Origin of the sequence: Brevibacillus gelatini (genome assembly GCF_003710935.1) — a bacterium.
Lineage (GTDB): Bacteria > Bacillota > Bacilli > Brevibacillales > Brevibacillaceae > Brevibacillus > Brevibacillus gelatini.
The window spans coordinates 315,018-331,743 of sequence record NZ_RHHS01000017.1; the positions used below are offsets into that span (position 1 = coordinate 315,018).

Annotated in this window: 20 protein-coding genes; 19 read left to right on the forward strand and 1 reads right to left on the reverse strand. The window is 51.6% G+C overall.

Going from position 1 to position 16,726, the window contains the following annotated elements:
- Positions 1-29 precede the first annotated feature (29 nt).
- The 15 genes from hisC to EDM57_RS08130 all read left to right on the forward strand — a co-directional run bounded on the left by hisC (position 30) and on the right by EDM57_RS08130 (position 13,285).
- Positions 30-1,124, forward strand: coding sequence for a histidinol-phosphate transaminase (gene hisC, locus EDM57_RS08060; protein WP_122904239.1), 1,095 nt, complete (start codon positions 30-32; stop codon positions 1,122-1,124).
- A 68-nt stretch (positions 1,125-1,192) separates the two neighbouring features.
- Complete coding sequence (locus EDM57_RS08065) at positions 1,193-2,296, forward strand: prephenate dehydrogenase (RefSeq protein WP_122904240.1); 1,104 nt, start codon at positions 1,193-1,195, stop codon at positions 2,294-2,296.
- An 83-nt stretch (positions 2,297-2,379) separates the two neighbouring features.
- Positions 2,380-3,663, forward strand: a complete 1,284-nt coding sequence (aroA, locus tag EDM57_RS08070; RefSeq protein WP_122904241.1) for a 3-phosphoshikimate 1-carboxyvinyltransferase — start codon at positions 2,380-2,382, stop codon at positions 3,661-3,663.
- A 312-nt stretch (positions 3,664-3,975) separates the two neighbouring features.
- Positions 3,976-5,097, forward strand: a complete 1,122-nt coding sequence (locus EDM57_RS08075) for an amidohydrolase family protein (protein WP_122904242.1) — start codon at positions 3,976-3,978, stop codon at positions 5,095-5,097.
- A gap of 145 nt (positions 5,098-5,242) precedes the next feature.
- Positions 5,243-5,833, forward strand: a complete 591-nt coding sequence (locus EDM57_RS08080; RefSeq protein WP_122904243.1) for an RNA polymerase sigma factor — start codon at positions 5,243-5,245, stop codon at positions 5,831-5,833.
- Positions 5,830-6,480 carry a zf-HC2 domain-containing protein gene (locus tag EDM57_RS08085; RefSeq protein ID WP_122904244.1) on the forward strand — a complete coding sequence of 217 codons (651 nt, stop codon included), beginning with the start codon at positions 5,830-5,832 and terminating at the stop codon, positions 6,478-6,480. The genes EDM57_RS08080 and EDM57_RS08085 overlap by 4 nt, the downstream gene beginning before the upstream one ends.
- Positions 6,481-6,581: 101 nt before the next feature.
- Positions 6,582-7,526: a tetratricopeptide repeat protein gene (locus EDM57_RS08090; RefSeq protein ID WP_122904245.1), complete on the forward strand. Its 945-nt coding sequence runs from the start codon at positions 6,582-6,584 to the stop codon at positions 7,524-7,526.
- Between the two features lie 123 nt (positions 7,527-7,649).
- Entirely contained in the window at positions 7,650-8,768 is a 1,119-nt protein-coding gene (locus EDM57_RS08095; protein WP_122904246.1) for a hypothetical protein, read from the forward strand.
- Between the two features lie 9 nt (positions 8,769-8,777).
- Complete coding sequence (locus EDM57_RS08100) at positions 8,778-8,993, forward strand: IDEAL domain-containing protein (RefSeq protein ID WP_122904247.1); 216 nt, start codon at positions 8,778-8,780, stop codon at positions 8,991-8,993.
- An 89-nt stretch (positions 8,994-9,082) separates the two neighbouring features.
- Positions 9,083-9,508, forward strand: a complete 426-nt coding sequence (locus tag EDM57_RS08105) for a DUF2487 family protein (protein WP_122904248.1) — start codon at positions 9,083-9,085, stop codon at positions 9,506-9,508.
- Between the two features lie 221 nt (positions 9,509-9,729).
- Entirely contained in the window at positions 9,730-10,248 is a 519-nt protein-coding gene (locus EDM57_RS08110; protein WP_122904249.1) for a Rieske (2Fe-2S) protein, read from the forward strand.
- A gap of 1 nt (position 10,249) precedes the next feature.
- Positions 10,250-10,921: a menaquinol-cytochrome c reductase cytochrome b subunit gene (gene qcrB, locus EDM57_RS08115; protein ID WP_122904250.1), complete on the forward strand. Its 672-nt coding sequence runs from the start codon at positions 10,250-10,252 to the stop codon at positions 10,919-10,921.
- 29 nt (positions 10,922-10,950) lie between these two features.
- Positions 10,951-11,745, forward strand: coding sequence for a menaquinol-cytochrome c reductase cytochrome b/c subunit (locus tag EDM57_RS08120; RefSeq protein ID WP_122904251.1), 795 nt, complete (start codon positions 10,951-10,953; stop codon positions 11,743-11,745).
- A gap of 75 nt (positions 11,746-11,820) precedes the next feature.
- Positions 11,821-12,420 (forward strand): DUF1405 domain-containing protein, encoded by a 600-nt coding sequence (locus EDM57_RS08125; RefSeq protein ID WP_122904252.1) that lies wholly within the window; start codon positions 11,821-11,823, stop codon positions 12,418-12,420.
- Between the two features lie 49 nt (positions 12,421-12,469).
- On the forward strand, positions 12,470-13,285 hold the full coding sequence (locus tag EDM57_RS08130; protein WP_122904253.1) for a sporulation protein YpjB: 816 nt from the start codon (positions 12,470-12,472) through the stop codon (positions 13,283-13,285).
- 113 nt (positions 13,286-13,398) lie between these two features.
- On the opposite strand, the gene EDM57_RS08135 is transcribed toward EDM57_RS08130, so the two are convergent.
- Positions 13,399-14,256, reverse strand: a complete 858-nt coding sequence (locus EDM57_RS08135; RefSeq protein WP_122904254.1) for a YitT family protein — start codon at positions 14,254-14,256, stop codon at positions 13,399-13,401.
- 221 nt (positions 14,257-14,477) lie between these two features.
- On the opposite strand from EDM57_RS08135, the gene EDM57_RS08140 reads away from it, so the two are divergent.
- Genes EDM57_RS08140 through bshB1 form a run of 4 tightly spaced genes read left to right on the forward strand, consistent with a single transcriptional unit; the run spans position 14,478 to position 16,721 of the window.
- Positions 14,478-14,825: a nucleotide pyrophosphohydrolase gene (locus EDM57_RS08140; protein WP_122904255.1), complete on the forward strand. Its 348-nt coding sequence runs from the start codon at positions 14,478-14,480 to the stop codon at positions 14,823-14,825.
- Positions 14,818-15,570, forward strand: coding sequence for a 4-hydroxy-tetrahydrodipicolinate reductase (gene dapB / locus EDM57_RS08145; RefSeq protein ID WP_122904256.1), 753 nt, complete (start codon positions 14,818-14,820; stop codon positions 15,568-15,570). Before EDM57_RS08140 ends, dapB begins: the two co-directional genes overlap by 8 nt.
- Before the next feature lie 48 nt (positions 15,571-15,618).
- On the forward strand, positions 15,619-16,029 hold the full coding sequence (locus tag EDM57_RS08150) for a methylglyoxal synthase (protein WP_122904257.1): 411 nt from the start codon (positions 15,619-15,621) through the stop codon (positions 16,027-16,029).
- A complete protein-coding gene (gene bshB1 / locus EDM57_RS08155; protein ID WP_122904258.1) occupies positions 16,026-16,721 on the forward strand; it encodes a bacillithiol biosynthesis deacetylase BshB1 in 696 nt (231 codons plus the stop codon). The genes EDM57_RS08150 and bshB1 overlap by 4 nt, the downstream gene beginning before the upstream one ends.
- Positions 16,722-16,726 lie beyond the last annotated feature (5 nt).

The window sequence follows — 16,726 nt, forward strand, 5'->3', positions numbered from 1 at the left end:
TGGGAAAAACGTGACTGGAGTGAACGTGGATGCAACCGAAACAACGCATACTCAATGCCCCTGTTTATCAGCCAGGGAAGCCTATTGAAGATGTCAAACGGGAGTTTGGTTTGACAGAAGTAATCAAGCTGGCGTCCAACGAGAATCCTTACGGCTGCTCGCCTAAGGCGAAGGCGGCCATTGCGGAGCAACTGGACAGTCTCGCTCTTTACCCGGATGGCGCAAGTCTCAGCCTGCGCTGGGATTTGGCTGAATTCCTTGGCGTGAAGCCCGGTCAACTCATTTTCGGAAATGGTTCCGATGAAAATTTGCTGATGATTGCTCGCGCTTTTTTGAGTGAAGGCACGAATACAGTCATGGCTACCCCTACCTTTTCCCAATATCGCTCCAACGCGATTATCGAAGGGGCAGAGCTGATCGAGGTTCCGCTGAAAAACGGCGTTCACGATCTGGAAGCGATGGCAGCAGCCATCAACGAAAAGACGAAAGTGGTCTGGGTATGTAATCCAAACAACCCGTCCGGCACCATCGTGACTGCGAAAGAGCTGGAAGCGTTCCTGGAAAAAGTGCCGCGCAGCGTTCTCGTTGTGCTGGATGAAGCTTATTACGAGTATGTTGTTGATCCGGAATATCCACAAACTGTTCCGCTGCTCGATCAGTATCCGAATCTGATTATTTTGCGGACGTTCTCCAAAATTTACGGTCTGGCATCGCTGCGCGTCGGCTACGGCATCGCTTCCGAAGAGCTGGTGTCTGCGTTGGAGCACGTGCGCGAGCCGTTCAACACAGGGGCGCTTGGTCAAGTAGCAGCTCGCGCGGCTCTGCACGATCAGGAGTTCGTTGTCACGTGCCGCGAGCGCAACCGCGAAGGGCTGAAGCAGTTGACAGACGCTTTTGACGAGTGGGGACTTTCGTACTTCCCGTCGCAGACCAACTTCATCCTGGTCGACCTGAAAAAAGATTCGGATGAAGTGTTCAAAAAGCTGCTGGCACAGGGCATCATCGTGCGTTCGGGAAATGCCCTCGGCTTCCCTGGATACCAGCGGATCACTGTGGGAACCAAAGAGCAGAACGAAAAGCTGTTGTCTGTGTTGAAAGAAATTGTGACTGGCGCATTGAAATAACGGTCAAAAGATGCCGGGCGAACCCCGGCATCTTTGTCTACGCAAACAAGGAAGGATAGGAACTGGAGATGAAAAAAATCACCATCGCTGTAATCGGAGTCGGATTGATCGGCGGTTCGATCGCTTTGTCGATGCGACGGGACCCCAATATTCGGGTCGTCGGTTACGATGTACGTCAGGAACCTTTGGATAAAGCGTTGACCCTTGGAGTCATTCATGCGGGCACGACTGATTTGCAGACGGCCGTCCGGGAAGCGAATGTCATTTTTCTCGCCTCACCCGTAGAGCAGATCGTGGCCACCTTGCCGTTGCTCAAAGACATGGAGCTGCAGCCAGATGTCATCGTGACAGACGTGGGCAGCACCAAATCCGGTATCGTGAGACACGCTGTTGAGGTCATTTCGGAGCGCGTGACGTTTATCGGGGGACACCCGATGGCAGGCTCGCACAAGTCAGGGGTCGAGGCAGCTTCCGACAGGCTTCTCGAAAACGCCTACTACGTATTGACTCCGGCACCGGGCACTCCGCCTGAAAAAGTGGAGCGCTTGACCGAGTTGCTGTCGCTGACACGGGCAAAAGTCGTGCAAATGGACGCCGATACCCACGATCAGGTGGTGGGCGCGGTCAGTCACTTCCCGCACGTGCTGGCATCTGCGCTGGTCAATCTAGTGGCAAACTACGATGAGGAAAACGCCTGGCATTCACGCCTGGCGGCAGGAGGCTTCCGCGACATTACGCGCATCGCGTCCAGCAATCCGCGAATGTGGCGTGACGTGCTGTTGCAAAACCGTGAGCCTCTCTTGAAAATCGCCAAAGACTGGACAAAGGCGCTCGAGGATGTCATTGAGCTTGTGGAAGAGGGCGATCCGGAAGGAATTGAACGGTTCTTCCAGACTGCGCGCGACTTCCGCGACGGCTTGCCGGAACGTAAAACCGGAGCATTGCCGCCGCTGAACGACTTGTACATCGACATTCCCGACCATCCGGGAGAGATTGGACGGATCACGACGCTTTTGGGGGCAAAGCAGATCAACATTACCAACCTGCAAATCAGGGAGACGCGAGAAGACATATACGGAGCGCTGCGCATCACCTTCCACTCCCAGGAGGAAATGGAAAAAGGGGAGGAACTTCTGCGCTTTTTCGATTACAATGTATACAGGCGTCCATGAGTTATTTTTATACAAACACGCTTTACAACGAAGACGCTTCACAGCATGACTGATTGCGAATAGAGAAAAAGGGGAGTGGAACTGTGCTTCGAGTTCGTCAAGCCAAAAAAATTGCAGGGACCGTGCGTGTTCCAGGAGATAAATCCATATCGCACCGTGCTGTCATGTTCGGTGCGCTGGCAGAAGGTGTTACGACGATTGAAGGCTTTTTGCCCGGCGCTGATTGTCTGAGCACGATCAGTTGCTTCCGGCGCATGGGCATCGAGATTGAGCAGCAAGGCGACAAAGTGACCGTCTACGGAAAAGGCTGGTACGGTCTGCAGGAGCCTGAGCAGCATCTCGATGTGGGCAACTCCGGGACGACGATCCGTTTGATGTCCGGGATTATGGCGACACAGCCTTTTCACGTCGTGCTGGAAGGCGATGAGTCGATTGCCAAACGCCCGATGCGCCGTGTGATCGGACCGCTGCGCCAGATGGGAGCGAAAATTGACGGCAGAAAAGACGGGGAGTTTACGCCGCTTTCCATTCGCGGCGGCAAGCTGGAGGGGATTGCTTACCAGTCTCCGGTAGCCAGCGCACAGGTCAAGTCGGCGATTTTGCTTGCAGGCTTGCAGGCGAACGGCGTGACCAGCGTCACGGAGCCGCATCTGTCCCGCGACCACACCGAGCGCATGCTGCAAGCATTTGGCGTCTCTGTCGTGCGCGACGGGCTGACGGTATCCGTGGAGGGCGGACAAAAACTGACAGGACGAGCAATCTCTGTGCCAGGGGATATTTCCTCAGCTGCGTTTTTGATTGCAGCGGTCATGGTCGTTCCCGGCAGCTCGCTGTTGATTGAAAATGTCGGAGTCAATCCGAGCCGCACCGGGATTATCGATGTGGTCAAGGCGATGGGCGGCCGTCTGGAGCTGCTTAATGAGCGCGTCGTAAATGAAGAGCCGGTTGCCGATTTGCTCGTGACCCATTCACAGCTGCACGGCATCGAGATCGCCGGCGATATGATTCCGCGGCTGATCGACGAGATTCCGGTGATTGCGGTCATGGCGACCCAGGCAAAAGGCAAGACGGTGATCCGCGACGCGGAAGAGCTGAAGGTCAAAGAAACCGACCGCATCGCGACTGTCGCAAGCCAGCTTTCCAAGTTTGGCGGTCGTGTTACCCCGACCGAGGACGGAATGATTATCGAAGGTGAGACAGCGCTGACAGGTGCGGTTATCGACAGCATGGGCGACCACCGCATTGGTATGGCGATGGCGATTGCCGGGCTTTCGGCAACGGGCGAGACGGGAATCGAAAACGAGGAAGCGATCAATGTATCGTTCCCTGGATTCGAGGAACTGCTTGCCAGCATCTGCCAACAATAGAACAGACGAAAAGGAGCCTGCCGCTCGCAAATCGGCGGGCTCCTTCGCCTGTTTGCCAACTGTCCTGAAATCTTTGCAGGGGGTTGGCGCTTTTTAGTAAAAATGATTTGACAAGCGCTTTCATTCCGTTTATTATAAAACTACAGTATGGTTTCTCTCCACTCCTATCCAATAATATAATTAGCACACGTGTGCTACCGCTGTTTGAATGCGCTTACAATCAACAGCGGTCTTTTTTTTTTGTCATTTTTTCCTTGTCCCGGCATATGCTCGTACAAATTGCAGCTCGATGCCAGCCAGGAGGGGACAAGCATGCCGAAGCAAGCAATGGTCATTCGAGGGGGAACCGTAGTCACAGCGTACGGAATCAAAGAAGCAGATATTTGGATTTCAGGCGGAAAAATTGTTCGCATCGCCAGGGATACATTGACCAAAAAAACAGCGATGACCGTATTCGAAGAGGTGGACGCGTCGGGCATGTATCTTTTGCCCGGCTTCGTCGCACTTCCGTCCCGATCGCTGTATAAGATAAAAGATCGGAAGACGTACATAGACGTCATGCGTGAACTGGTCAGGAGCGGGTGCACGAGTTTCGTGGACGTGTTGCGCCCGGAGTCATGGATGAGCAGTCCGCAGCTTGCATACCAGCAGACAAGGCACTTCAACAGCCCGCTCGACTACGCCTGGCACGTAGGGATTGAGGCTGCCCAACTGCGGGCGGGGACGGTGGCGCAGTACGGCAAGCTTGGCCTTTCTTCCATTCATGTCACGATCACATGCCCGGAAGAAATTTCCGCGATCAAATGGGAAACGCTTTTGCAGCTTCATACGTCTAAACAAACGGTTTTGCATTTGCACATTCAAAACGATGCTTCCGTCAAAAAAGAACAACGCGATCTCATTCGACAGCTTTGGCTGGACGCCACGCGATACTGGCAGGTGCGTACCGTCATTGCTGATCCGCAAGCGGCCTTCGAACAAAAACAATACGACCCGTTTTTGCACATTTTCCGTTTGAATGCTGAAACAACGGACCGGGCTGTCCGATATATATATCAGAGGTTTTATCATAGCTGCCAGGTCGCTGCCCCTTTGCAGGATGTTCGCATTGATTATCGCCGGAGATGGTGCCCGCCAGAGGTGCTGCTTTGTCTGCTCGTCAGACTTGCTTCGACAAATGTAGCCAAGGCAATCGGCCTTTATCCGCGAAAAGGAAGCTTGACACCGGGAGCAGACGCTGATATTGTCTTCCTGAAAAAGGAAAACTGGTTGACAAAGGATGTTCTTTCCACTATTCTCAATTTTAGCGAAATACATCTTCCAACATCTGTTATGTCGAATGGCAGATGGATGTATCGAAACGCGCAGTTTAGCTCTTCAATTGGGATGGGCAGACGACTTTTCGACACGAAGCCCAACGCCTATGTCATTTAACCCCAAAATTGGGGGTTTTTTCGTGAAGGATTCCCGCAGTGAGACGAGAAAAGAATCGTAAGGTCGCGCAACTTTTTACATCCCCAGCAGTCTAATATAACAAAGGCCGCTGAGGGATCGGAATCGCAAGGAGGTAATCCTGATTATGACCGATTCCCAGCTTATCCGAGAGATTAAAGAAGGTAATCTGGAATGCTATGCTGAACTGATTCGTCGTTATGAAAAAAAGATCCTTTCATTTGTCACTCACCTTTTGCGCCAGGCCCATCTGGAGCATATCGCTGAGGACATTTGTCAGGAGACGTTTTACAAGGCGTATAAGAGCATTCATTCTTTCCGAGATGTAGAAGCAACCTTCTCCACCTGGCTCTATACGATTGCCCGCAACTCTGTACTCAGCGAATTGCGCAAAAGCCGCAACTCCGACGTGTATCTGGACGATACGCTGCAAGTGCCGATGGCTTCTCCCAAGACCTTGCCCGAGCAGGTTTTGTTGCGCAACGAACGGGAGAGCATGGTCAGACTTGCGATCAACAATCTGCCGGAAAAGCAGCGCTCTGCCCTGATTTTGCGGGAGTACGAACAAATGGATTACACTGAGATCGCCACGATCCTCGATTTGACTGTCAGCTCCGTGAAATCCTTGCTGTTTCGGGCACGGCAAAGTATAAAAGGCCAGCTGGAAACCTACATCCTGGACACGAAATTGGATGAAGCTGAAGGGATGAATCGATGATGAGATGTGAAGAAGTGCAGGAAATTCTGCCTGAATACGCCGAAAATCTGCTGCCCGAAGTGACGCAACGCCGCGTTGACCATCATATGGCTTCCTGCTATGCTTGCCGTTCCGACTACGAATTTTGGGCGGACAGCGGCGAGTGGATGGCGATGGACAAGGAAGAGTATCATTCCGTTACGCCATCCCGTTCCATTGTAGATGCGGTCATGGCCCGGATTTTGTCCGAGGAGAAGTGGGCGATCCCGATCGGCAGAAAAATTTTCAGCGTAACAGCCAGAATGCGACGTATGGGAGCCAGTGTGGCCGTACTTTTGCTGATGTTGTTTACGTTTACCCTATATGTGAATACGAGCTCGACGGAGCATGCGAATGCCCTCGTCATTAACGGAGAAGTCATGGAAATCAATTCGCCAAAGGCGCAAGTCATTTCTTCTTCTATGCAAACAGATGATGGTACATACGTCGTAGAAGCGCAGCCGCTCTCCTCCCAGGAAGACACGCTTGCGAGTGCGACGGCTTCCATCGTTCCGCTGGATGCCAAGCCTGTTACAGCAGATGCAGCCAAGCCCAATTACCCGATTGTGCTCAGCGTATTCGGGATTTTGATAACCGTGTTGACAATGAGCTGGCTTACTCGTGCATAATGGTATAAAATCAATAAGAATGCAAAGACCGTCCCCGGACGGTCTTTTGTGGCTCTTCAACCAGAAAACGGCCCAAGCAAAATACATACGAGGTGAACACGATGCCGAAAAAATGGCTGTATGTGATAGACGAGGCAATCAAGCGGATTGAAAACGACGAGGTGGAGCTGGGCTTGACCGCTCTGCAAAAAGTGCAAGAGCACGGAGCGGATCTTCCGGATGTGATGATGTATCTGGCCGAGGTGTGGTACCGGCTGGGACATTTGGAGGTAGCGGGCAATCTGCTGTCAGAGGTGTTGGAGAAAAATCCGGACATGGAGCCGTCCTTGCGCAGAGAGTGCCAACTGCTGCTTGCAGAAATTGCCCTTGATTCCAGCGATTTTGAAACCGCGCAGCATTTGCTCTATGAATGCAAGGAATCGGGCTACGAAAGCATTCAGCTTGACCTGTTGCTCGCAGATTTGTACGCGTTGCAAGATTTGGATGAGGTGGCGGTGAAGTATCTGGAGCAGGCAAGGCAAAAAGAGCCGGACAACCAGGACATTTTGGTGGCGCTCGGCAACCTGTACTTCCGTATTGGCGAAGACGATGTAGCGATGAAGCTTTTGGAGGAGGCAGGCCACGAGAGCCTGGAGCTGTTGCTGACAAAAGGGCGCTCGCTGGCGCAAAGCGGCCAGTTTGAGCAGGCGTACCAGGTGTTCCGCCAGGCGTTGGTGCTTGATCGCTCGCCGGAGGTATTGTATGGGACGGCTCTGATGGGCTTTCATGTAGGACGTCTGGAAGAAGCAGTAGAGCTGGTGACTGCCTTGCAGGCGGTTGATGAGGAATACGTCGCTGCGTATCCGTTGGCAGCAGACATTTACCTGTCGCTGGGCAAAACCGAACAGGCTATCGACGCCTTGAAACAATATGTGAAGCTGTCCGGCTTCGATCTCGATCAGATCCGCCGTCTGATTGCGCTCTTGACGCAGGCGGGACGGTACGACGAGGCGAAAGAATACCAGCAACTGCACGACCAATGGGATCACGAAGCAGACGATGAGTAAAACGCGCATATAAAAAATCGACGAACAGGAAGTCACGCATGTGGCTTCCTGTTTATATTTCCGCTTTTTGGCAAGAATGATGGATACAAGACAAGAAAGCCATCGCAAAGAAGGGATGCACAGATGAATTTGGCTGAGATTTTGGTGTATACCGATATTCGGCAACTCCATCAGATTGCCAACCACTACGGATGCGAATGCAACCTTCATTCCAAAAACGAGCTAATCACCACCCTCTTGTCCAGTCTGCGCCACCGGATGACTATCTCGCAGGAAGTCGCTCAGCTTTCGCAGACAGAAACCCATTTTTTGCTGCAACTGCTGCTGGACAAACGTACTGTCATGTCGCTGGAGGATTTGCTGGCCAAAGCCGGAGTGGCGCTGGAGAGTGCAAAGGAAAAAAAGCAGGAACAAGCCAGAAAGTTCGTGGCTATGGCCATGAAGAGAGGCTGGATCTTCCCGGCGAAAAGCAAGACGATTGGACAGTATCAAATTCCGCTCGACATCCGTGAGCCGTACATACAAGCCTGGCTGGATCAGTGGCGCGAGCAAAACGAGCTGGTTGTTCCGGGACCGGAAGCGTACAGGGATGAAGGAACCGCCCTTTGCGACGATATCATGCAATTTTTACAATTCCTTCAGCGGGAGCCTGTTCCGCTAACGGCTGAAGGAGGCATGTACAAACGGCATCAGCAGCAGTTGTTTCAATTTTTGTACGTAAAAGAAGAACCGCTATTGCCGCAAAAATGGCGCTTTGGCTACGGCCTGCACTTTGATGTGTACCCGGATCGCTTTTCCTTGCTCTACGATTTTTGCTACTACAACAAGTGGATTGAGGAAGCGGAAGGAAGAGTGGCGATTACGGAGGCGGGCCGCGAGCGGCTGGAGCAGCCGTACACCGATCAGCTTTACCACGATGTGATCCGTTTTTGGATGAGATTGTACAAACGGGCGATCCCCAATTTGCCGATGCTTGTGCAGCTGATTCCACTGCTTGCAGCAGGTGGCTGGGTGCGGCAGGAATCGCTGATGAACACGCTGCTCGCGTGGATCAAGGAGTTTTACTACGATTCACCCGCCGATATTTTGGTGAATCGCGTCTGCAAAATGATGGTGCATCTCGGATTGCTTCGAGTCGGCCAGGACGAGCCTGAACAGTGGCTGTACACCGCCACCTATGCGAGTCAGACCTGGCTTCGAAAATACAACGGCTTTACGGAAACGACTATTTTATTGAAGTGAGGGATGGGTATGGAGTGGCCAAATTTCTATTCCAACGCGTACGGAACGAACAATCAAATGGTATCCGGGTTGCTTTCCGAGATGGTAATCGATGAGCAAATGCGGCAATACCGCAAGCGGACGCTCTACGAGGAAATCGACGAGGCGTTGGCTGCCAAAAATAAAGAGCTGTTTATCCGCTTGACAGATGAACTGAAAGAAATCATGGCCTACGAAAAGTCCTGACATCCTTGGCAGGAAGCGATATTGCGAGTCTCCGCCGATTCATGGTACGCTAGTTTCCGGAATCTACAAGAAAAAGAGGAGACGACTCTATGCAATGGAATGTAAGCGAGTTTGAAAATTGGGAGGAGCTGCGGCCTTACGTGGACACCGCGCTGCTCCCTCTTTATTTGTACAGGGACGGGATTGATATGAAAGACCATGTACTGCGCATGAACTACCTGCTGAATGTGGCAGCGGGCATCGAACAGCGCTTGAAAGGGAGGATATTGCTGTTTCCGCTCAGCTATCGGTTTGCCGCAGAAGAGCAAGAGCAAATGACTCCGCCGGACTTCGCTTTTACCGTCGCCTTGCATTTTTCCGGAGACAATATTCGCTTCGGCGATCAAAAAGGGGCAGGTACGCTCATGCTTCCGGTAGGCGAGGAAGATTTGGACTCGTCCCTGCGTTTTGAGGTGACAGTCGATGTGCTGAGCAAAGAAATTATTCGCTTGTGGCAGAAAAAGAGCGGGCAATAGAGAAAGCGTTTTCCGGTAATACTACAGGGAAACGGGGGGAACAAGGAGCAAATTTTGACAAAATGGCAACAATCTTTCCGCAGGCGGTAGTTGGGTTCAGACATGTCCATTGGACATTCTTGACATCTTAATAGGCGTTAGCTATGATTGGGATTGACCTAGTGTATATGTATGAAAACGCCATCGTAGCGCTATTTTACAGGATAAGGAGGGAAAAAGAGATGGGCGACAAACGCGAAATTTCCAGACGTACATTTTTGAACTACGCACTTATGGGAACTGGCGGGTTCCTTGCTGCGGGCATGATTACCCCTATGATTCGTTTTGCGGTCGATCCTTTGCTGCAGGGACATGCAGGTGGAGATAAAGTGGCTGTTGGTTCTGTGGACGAGTTCGGTCCTGTACCAAAGCGCGTTGAATTCAAGGTGCATACCAAGGACGGTTGGTATGAATCTGAAACGACTTTATCTGCATGGGTTACGAAGAATGAAAAGGGTGAAATCCTCGCTCTGTCTCCGATCTGTAAGCACTTGGGCTGTACAGTAAACTGGAACGAAAGTCCCGATCATCCGAACCAGTATTTCTGTCCATGCCACTTGGGCCGTTATACCATTAACGGTGAAAACATCCTGGGGACACCACCAACAGCATCTCTTGATGAGTATGAGACAGAAGTGAAGGACGGCAAGTTGTATTTGGGTAAAATAAAGGCAAATCCTCGTCCGGGGGTGAACGGCTAAGATGTTGCAAAAAATGTATGATTGGGTCGATGAGCGCCTGAATATCACGCCAATGTGGCGCGACTTGGCCGACCATGAGGTACCTGAGCACGTGAACCCGGCACACCACTTCTCTGCTTTCGTTTACTGCTTTGGGGGTCTAACGTTCTTTATTACCGTTATTCAAATCTTGTCTGGTATGTTCCTGACGATGTACTACGTGCCAGACATCATTAACGCATACGAGTCTGTTAAATACCTCCAGAACGAAGTAGCGTTCGGGGTAATTGTACGCGGTATGCATCACTGGGGCGCGAGCTTGGTCATCGTGATGATGTTCCTACATACTTTGCGTGTTTTCTTTACAGGTGCATACAAAAAGCCTCGCGAACTGAACTGGGTTGTGGGTATGCTGATTTTCTTCGTCATGCTGGGACTTGGCTTCACAGGTTATCTGCTGCCATGGGACAACACCGCATACTTTGCGACCAAGGTAGGTCTGGAGATCGCAAACTCCGTTCCAATCATCGGTCCTTATGCGAAAACGTTGCTCACAGGCGGAGAGATCGTAGGGGCACAAACCCTTTCCCGCTTCTTCGCGATTCACGTGTTCTTCCTGCCTGGCGCATTGCTCGGCCTCTTGGGAGCTCACTTTGTAATGATTCGTTCGCAAGGTATCTCGGGTCCACTATAATCGGTCTTCGATAAAAAGGAGGAAATAGCATGGCAAAACAAGAGAAAGATGCTACCTTCGTCGGAGATTCCCGAGTATCGGCGAAGCGTATCCCTAATATTTCTCCATCCTACTCCGATTTTCCGGGAAAAACAGAGCCGTTCTGGCCTAACTTCCTGCTGAAAGAGTGGATGGTGGCAGCTGTTTGCTTGGTTGGCTTCCTCGTGCTGACGGTTTCCCATCCGTCGCCGCTGACTGACAAGGCAAACCCGAATGATACGTCATTCGTTCCATTGCCAGACTGGTACTTCCTGTTCCTGTACCAAATGCTGAAATACCCTTGGGCTGCGGGGGATTGGGTCGTCTTCGGTACGATTGTCGTACCAGGCGTCGCGTTCGGTGCTTTGCTGCTGGCTCCTTGGCTGGATACAAGCAAAGAGCGTCGTCCTTCCAAACGCCCGGTTGCTACAGGCCTGATGATGACAGCTCTCGTAGGGATTTTCTACCTCACATGGGCTGCCGATCATGAGCACTCCCTCAACCATCCGTCCAGTAAAGATTCTGGCGGCGCGGGTCATGGCTCCAGCGCAGCTGCGCCAGCACCTGCTGACTCCAGCTTTACAGCAGATGCCGTTTGGAAAGCGCAAACAAGTTGCATGGGATGCCACGGGAAAAACATGGAAGGCGGCATGGGGCCTAACCTTCAGAAAATCGGTGAAAAATACGATGCTACGCAGATTGCCGACATCATCAAAAACGGGAAAGCACCTGGAATGCCAGGCGGCTTAATCAAGGATGATGCGGAAATCGCTAAGCTGGCTGAATACATGGCAACCTTGAAATAAGCGAATAGAGAAAAAGCTGGCTGACGATGCGGTCAGCTTTTTCTTTCGTAGCAAACACAGCGGGAGACGATAAACATGATCTGGATATGGGAGTGGTTTACACATTCTTTGGGAAGAAGATGGTTTCTATGGACGCTGTTTATCGTAAACCTGCTGGGAACAATATACGGATTCATCTGGTATCGTAATCAACTGGCAGAAACGCCAGCGTACTTGACTCCTTTTGTCCCAGACAGCCCGACAGGTAGTGGACTATTCACGCTGGTACTCCTTACTTATTTGTTGGGTCGCCATATCCCGGTATTGGAAGCGTTGGCTGGTATCACCAATTTCAAGTACGGTGTATGGGCAGTCTGCATCATCTTGGCGGGTTGGATGATGGGGAATGAAGTGCGTTGGACAGATGTGATGTTAATTTTTTCTCATGCAGGCATGGCGGTTGAATCAGTATTGTATGCACGCTTTTTCAAATTAAGCATCCTGCCAGTGGGAATCGCTGCTTTGTGGACACTGAACAACGACTTCCTGGATTATGTCATGGACATCCATCCGTGGTTGCCAAGTGTGCTTGACCCGTATGAAGGCTTTGTAGGACTGTTTACCGTACTTCTCAGCCTGATTTCCATTTCCGTCATCTGGCTGGTAAACACAAAGCACACGATAAACAAGGTCTAATCTTGTCCTCCTTTCCATAGGCTGTACTAGGGGAAGGAGGTTTTTTGTATTGAAAAAAAACATCCGTTTTTTATTGTTTTTTCTCGCGATCGGGCTGTTTTTGTCGTGGCCGATCCACAGCCTTTATTCGAAACTGAACCAGCCGGTCAAAGAGCAGCAATTGGTGGTACTGGATCAGATCGCGACTGAATTTTTTACCTATGCCAAAAAAGGGGATCTCGAAGGAGCGCAGCAGCGGATTATCCAATTGGCTGAGAAGTTTCCCAACCAGCAACTGACCTATCCGATTCGGATTGAAAGTTTGAACGCAGTTACCCAATCCATTTTGGCGGCCAAGAAAAGCTTTGCTTCCGCAAACGCAAGCGAGCAGCAGTTGCTATGGCACGCCACGCAGGTTCGTGTCGCCATTGACGCCTTGACGCATGAGCATCAGCCGATGTGGCGCAGCTATTATCCATCCTTTGTGACACAGGTGCAAAATTTGCAGCAATCAGCAGTGGAACGCAATTTCAATCAGTTCCGCGAGCAGTTTGATGAAAACTACCGTCTGTTTTTGGCGATCAAACCGGGAATGAGCATCCAACTCCCTGAGCATCAGCTCGATTCCATCTCGGCGGCGTATGACATGATCTCCAAGGAGATGCGAAACACGCACATGGATTGGCAGTTGGTCAGGGAAGCTTTGCGTGATTTGAACGGTTCGATCCAGTCTGCGTTTGTCGGGGATGAGGAAAACACATTTGCCCGACTGATGATGCGGCCTGATTCGCCATTGGCGATCCTGCTGTCTATTTCAGTTGCGCTGGTTGCTGCCCTGGCGTACGTCGCCTGGAAAAAATACAATGGGGCCATTCGCTCAGCGTAACGGCATCACTTCCCAAAGAAAGAAGCGCAAACAAAAAACCTTGCCGAAAAACAGGCAAGGTTCTTATTTTGTACAAAAACAGTCAAAGCTGTCCTTCCTGGCTGACTTTCCCGTCAATCATGCAATGGCTTTTTGTTCTCATCCAGCGTAAAGCCTTCCCCGAGCACTTCGTGTACATCATTGACGATGACAAATGCATGCGGGTCAACCTCTTGCACGATCGTTTTGAAGCGCATGACCTCATTGCGGCTGACGACGACGTAAATGACTTTCTTTTCTTCGCCGGAGTACGCTCCTTTTCCCGCCAGAATCGTTACCCCTCGGCCCAGATCGAGAATTTGCCGGGAGATTTCCTCTGCATGATTGGAAATGATGGTCAACGCTTTTCCGGCGTAGGCGCCGTCTTGCAAAAAGTCGATGACGCGGGCGGCAATAAACACGACGACGAGAGTGTACATGGCGCTTTCCAGGTTCAGATAGATGAGGGAAGCACCAATGACGAGGATGTCGCCAAAAAACAAGGTTCTGCCCATGCTGATGCCCATGTACTTTTGCAGCAATCTGGCGATGATGTCAACCCCGCCAGTCGTTCCACCGTAGCGGAAAATAATTCCCAAACCGACGCCGACAGCCACGCCCGCGTACAGGGATGCCAGCAGGCGATCCTGCATCACGAGCGGCAGCACGCCATCAAACAGCGATAGGAAGACAGAGAGGGAAACCGTACCTAAAATCGTATAGAAAAAAGCAGTCCGGCCGAGTATTTTCCATCCTAAAATAAACAGCGGCACGTTCAGAACGAAGAACACAATCCCTTGATCTACAACGGGAAACAACAGCTTGAGTAAAATACTGATCCCCGTAATACCACCCTCGGCAAGGTGGTTGGGGATATTGAAGGCGTTAATGCCAAATCCCATAATCGCAGATCCGATCATGATAGCGATGATGCTCTTTACACGTATGTTCATAGTGTCCTCCTGTTTTGCCGGAGCGAAAACGGCGCGTCCGACATGGTTGTGCAGTTGAGCGGGCGAAATGCCAAATTAATGAGGGCCATACGAAAGCATTATAAAGGAACGTTTATTTGATTGTCCATATGCTGGAAGAGAGAGTATTGAGATTTGGCAAACGCAGTCTTTTTGTGTACGATAGGTGAAAGAGAGGAATGAAAAACAAAAGGAGTGGGCGGATGGAACGGAAAAAAACGATGCAGGAAATGCAGCAGGAAGTGGATCAATACATATCGCAATTCAAGGAAGGGTATTTCTCGCCGCTGTCCATGCTGGCTCGCATGACAGAAGAAGTCGGGGAGCTGGCACGGGAAATCAATCACTATTACGGGGAAAAGCCGAAAAAGAAAGACGAAGCCGAGAAAACTGTCGAGGAAGAGCTGGGTGATGTGCTCTTTATCGTGATTTGCTTCGCGAATTCGCTCGGCATCGACCTGCAGGAAGCGTTTGATCGTATTATGCACAAATTCAATACACGCGATAAAGATCGCTGGACAAGAATTGAGGAGAGCAAGCAACATGGATAAACAGATTCGCGTAGCGGTTGCAGGCGCAAATGGCCGGATGGGCCAGGAAGTGGTGAAGATGCTGGCACAGGACGACCAGCTGATCTTCACCGGAAATTTGGATACCCGCCTTGCCGCCGACGAAGTTAACAAACAGATGGAAGAAATGAAACCGGATGTACTCGTCGATTTTACGACACCGCACAGCGTTTACAAAAACATGGAACTGTGTCTCGCGCATGGGGTGCGGCCGGTGGTCGGGACGACAGGCTTGACTCCCGAGCAGTTGCAGGAAATGACGGAACGCTTCAAAGAGGCGGGACTTGGTGCCATCATCGCACCGAACTTTGCGATTGGCGCGATTTTGTGCATGAAATTTGCCGCGATGGCAGCCAAATATATGCCGCATGTGGAAATTATCGAGCTGCATCATGATCGCAAGCTGGATGCGCCAAGCGGTACAGCCTTGAAGACGGCGGAAATGATCGCGGCGGTGCGCCAGGAATTGAAACAGGGGCACCCGGAAGAGACGGAGACGATTCCAGGCGCGCGGGGAGCAGAGTACGAAGGCTTCCGCATCCACAGTGTGCGTTTGCCGGGAATGGTCGCTCACCAGGAAGTGCTGTTCGGTGCGACCGGGCAAACCTTGTCCATTCGTCACGATTCGATCAACCGCGAATCGTTTATGCCAGGCGTTAACATGGCGATTAAAGCTGTGATGAATATGGATGGCTTGATTTACGGTTTGGAACATTTGATTGATTAAACGTTTGATTAAAAACCTTTTCTATCGAGGCATAAGGGAGAGTTTCTCGTGAAAATAGCACTGATTGCCCATGATCGAATGAAAGAAGAGATTGTCCAACTGGCTATGGCTTACGAATCGATTTTGGCGGAGCACGAGCTGTACGCAACAGGAACGACGGGCGGGAGAATCATGGATGCCACTTCGCTGAAACTCACCAGATTTTTGTCCGGACCGTTGGGCGGCGATCAGCAGATCGGCGCGATGATTGCCAGAAACGAGATGGACATGATTATTTTCCTGCGCGATCCGCTTACGGCCCAGCCACACGAACCGGATATTATCGCGCTCTTGAGACTGTGTGATGTGCACAAAATTCCGTTTGCCACCAACCTTGGCTCCGCGGAGATCATGCTCAAGGCGCTGGAGCGGGGAGAGCTGGCCTGGCGCGCCGTGCTGCACAAGGAGAACGAAGCATGAATACACTCGATATTTTGGCCATTGGCGCCCATCCCGATGACGTGGAGATCGGGGCAGCAGGCAGCCTGCTGCTCGCGGCTGCTTCCGGGAAGCGGGTAGGGATTCTCGATTTGACCTACGCCGAGCTGTCGTCAAACGGGACCGTGGAGCGCAGGCAGCAGGAAGCGGCGGCAGCAGACAAGCTGCTCGGGGTTGCGGCACGCTACAACTTCGGATTGCCGGATCGCGGGCTGGAAGCCGTCAGGGAGCAGGCGATTGAGCGTGTGGTCAAGCTGATTCGGCAGACACGCCCGCGCACCGTACTCGCTCCGTATTTTTCTGACCGGCATCCAGACCATGAGAGCGCAAGCCGCATCGTGCGGGAGGCCATCTTCAATGCAGGCATTCGCAAGTACATGCCTGATCCGCAGCTTCCGGCATATCGGCCCGCTCAATTTCTGTACTATTTTATTAATTCAACGGTAACGCCGCAGGTCGTGGTGGATATTACGGCGGTTTTCCCGCAAAAAATGGAAGTTCTTCGTTGCTACCGCAGCCAGTTCGAACTGGAAGAGGGCAGCGTGCAAACACCGCTCACGAACGGTTATCTCGAATCTGTCGAGTACCGGGAGCGGTTGTTTGGGCAGCAGGCAGGCGTCCGGTATGCGGAAGGATTTGTCAGCGCTGCACCGTATGTTTTGACCAGCTTGTAAAAAGG

What these genes read in the sequence shown, in the direction of transcription:
- hisC (WP_122904239.1), top strand. Translation starts at nt 30, where the DNA reads ATGCAACCGAAACAACGCATACTCAATGCCCCTGTTTATCAGCCAGGG.
- EDM57_RS08065 (WP_122904240.1), top strand. Translation starts at nt 1,193, where the DNA reads ATGAAAAAAATCACCATCGCTGTAATCGGAGTCGGATTGATCGGCGGT.
- EDM57_RS08075 (WP_122904242.1), top strand. Translation starts at nt 3,976, where the DNA reads ATGCCGAAGCAAGCAATGGTCATTCGAGGGGGAACCGTAGTCACAGCG.
- EDM57_RS08080 (WP_122904243.1), top strand. Translation starts at nt 5,243, where the DNA reads ATGACCGATTCCCAGCTTATCCGAGAGATTAAAGAAGGTAATCTGGAA.
- EDM57_RS08085 (WP_122904244.1), top strand. Translation starts at nt 5,830, where the DNA reads ATGATGAGATGTGAAGAAGTGCAGGAAATTCTGCCTGAATACGCCGAA.
- EDM57_RS08090 (WP_122904245.1), top strand. Translation starts at nt 6,582, where the DNA reads ATGCCGAAAAAATGGCTGTATGTGATAGACGAGGCAATCAAGCGGATT.
- EDM57_RS08095 (WP_122904246.1), top strand. Translation starts at nt 7,650, where the DNA reads ATGAATTTGGCTGAGATTTTGGTGTATACCGATATTCGGCAACTCCAT.
- EDM57_RS08100 (WP_122904247.1), top strand. Translation starts at nt 8,778, where the DNA reads ATGGAGTGGCCAAATTTCTATTCCAACGCGTACGGAACGAACAATCAA.
- EDM57_RS08105 (WP_122904248.1), top strand. Translation starts at nt 9,083, where the DNA reads ATGCAATGGAATGTAAGCGAGTTTGAAAATTGGGAGGAGCTGCGGCCT.
- EDM57_RS08110 (WP_122904249.1), top strand. Translation starts at nt 9,730, where the DNA reads ATGGGCGACAAACGCGAAATTTCCAGACGTACATTTTTGAACTACGCA.
- qcrB (WP_122904250.1), top strand. Translation starts at nt 10,250, where the DNA reads ATGTTGCAAAAAATGTATGATTGGGTCGATGAGCGCCTGAATATCACG.
- EDM57_RS08120 (WP_122904251.1), top strand. Translation starts at nt 10,951, where the DNA reads ATGGCAAAACAAGAGAAAGATGCTACCTTCGTCGGAGATTCCCGAGTA.
- EDM57_RS08125 (WP_122904252.1), top strand. Translation starts at nt 11,821, where the DNA reads ATGATCTGGATATGGGAGTGGTTTACACATTCTTTGGGAAGAAGATGG.
- EDM57_RS08135 (WP_122904254.1), bottom strand. Translation starts at nt 14,256, where the DNA reads ATGAACATACGTGTAAAGAGCATCATCGCTATCATGATCGGATCTGCG.
- EDM57_RS08140 (WP_122904255.1), top strand. Translation starts at nt 14,478, where the DNA reads ATGGAACGGAAAAAAACGATGCAGGAAATGCAGCAGGAAGTGGATCAA.
- dapB (WP_122904256.1), top strand. Translation starts at nt 14,818, where the DNA reads ATGGATAAACAGATTCGCGTAGCGGTTGCAGGCGCAAATGGCCGGATG.
- bshB1 (WP_122904258.1), top strand. Translation starts at nt 16,026, where the DNA reads ATGAATACACTCGATATTTTGGCCATTGGCGCCCATCCCGATGACGTG.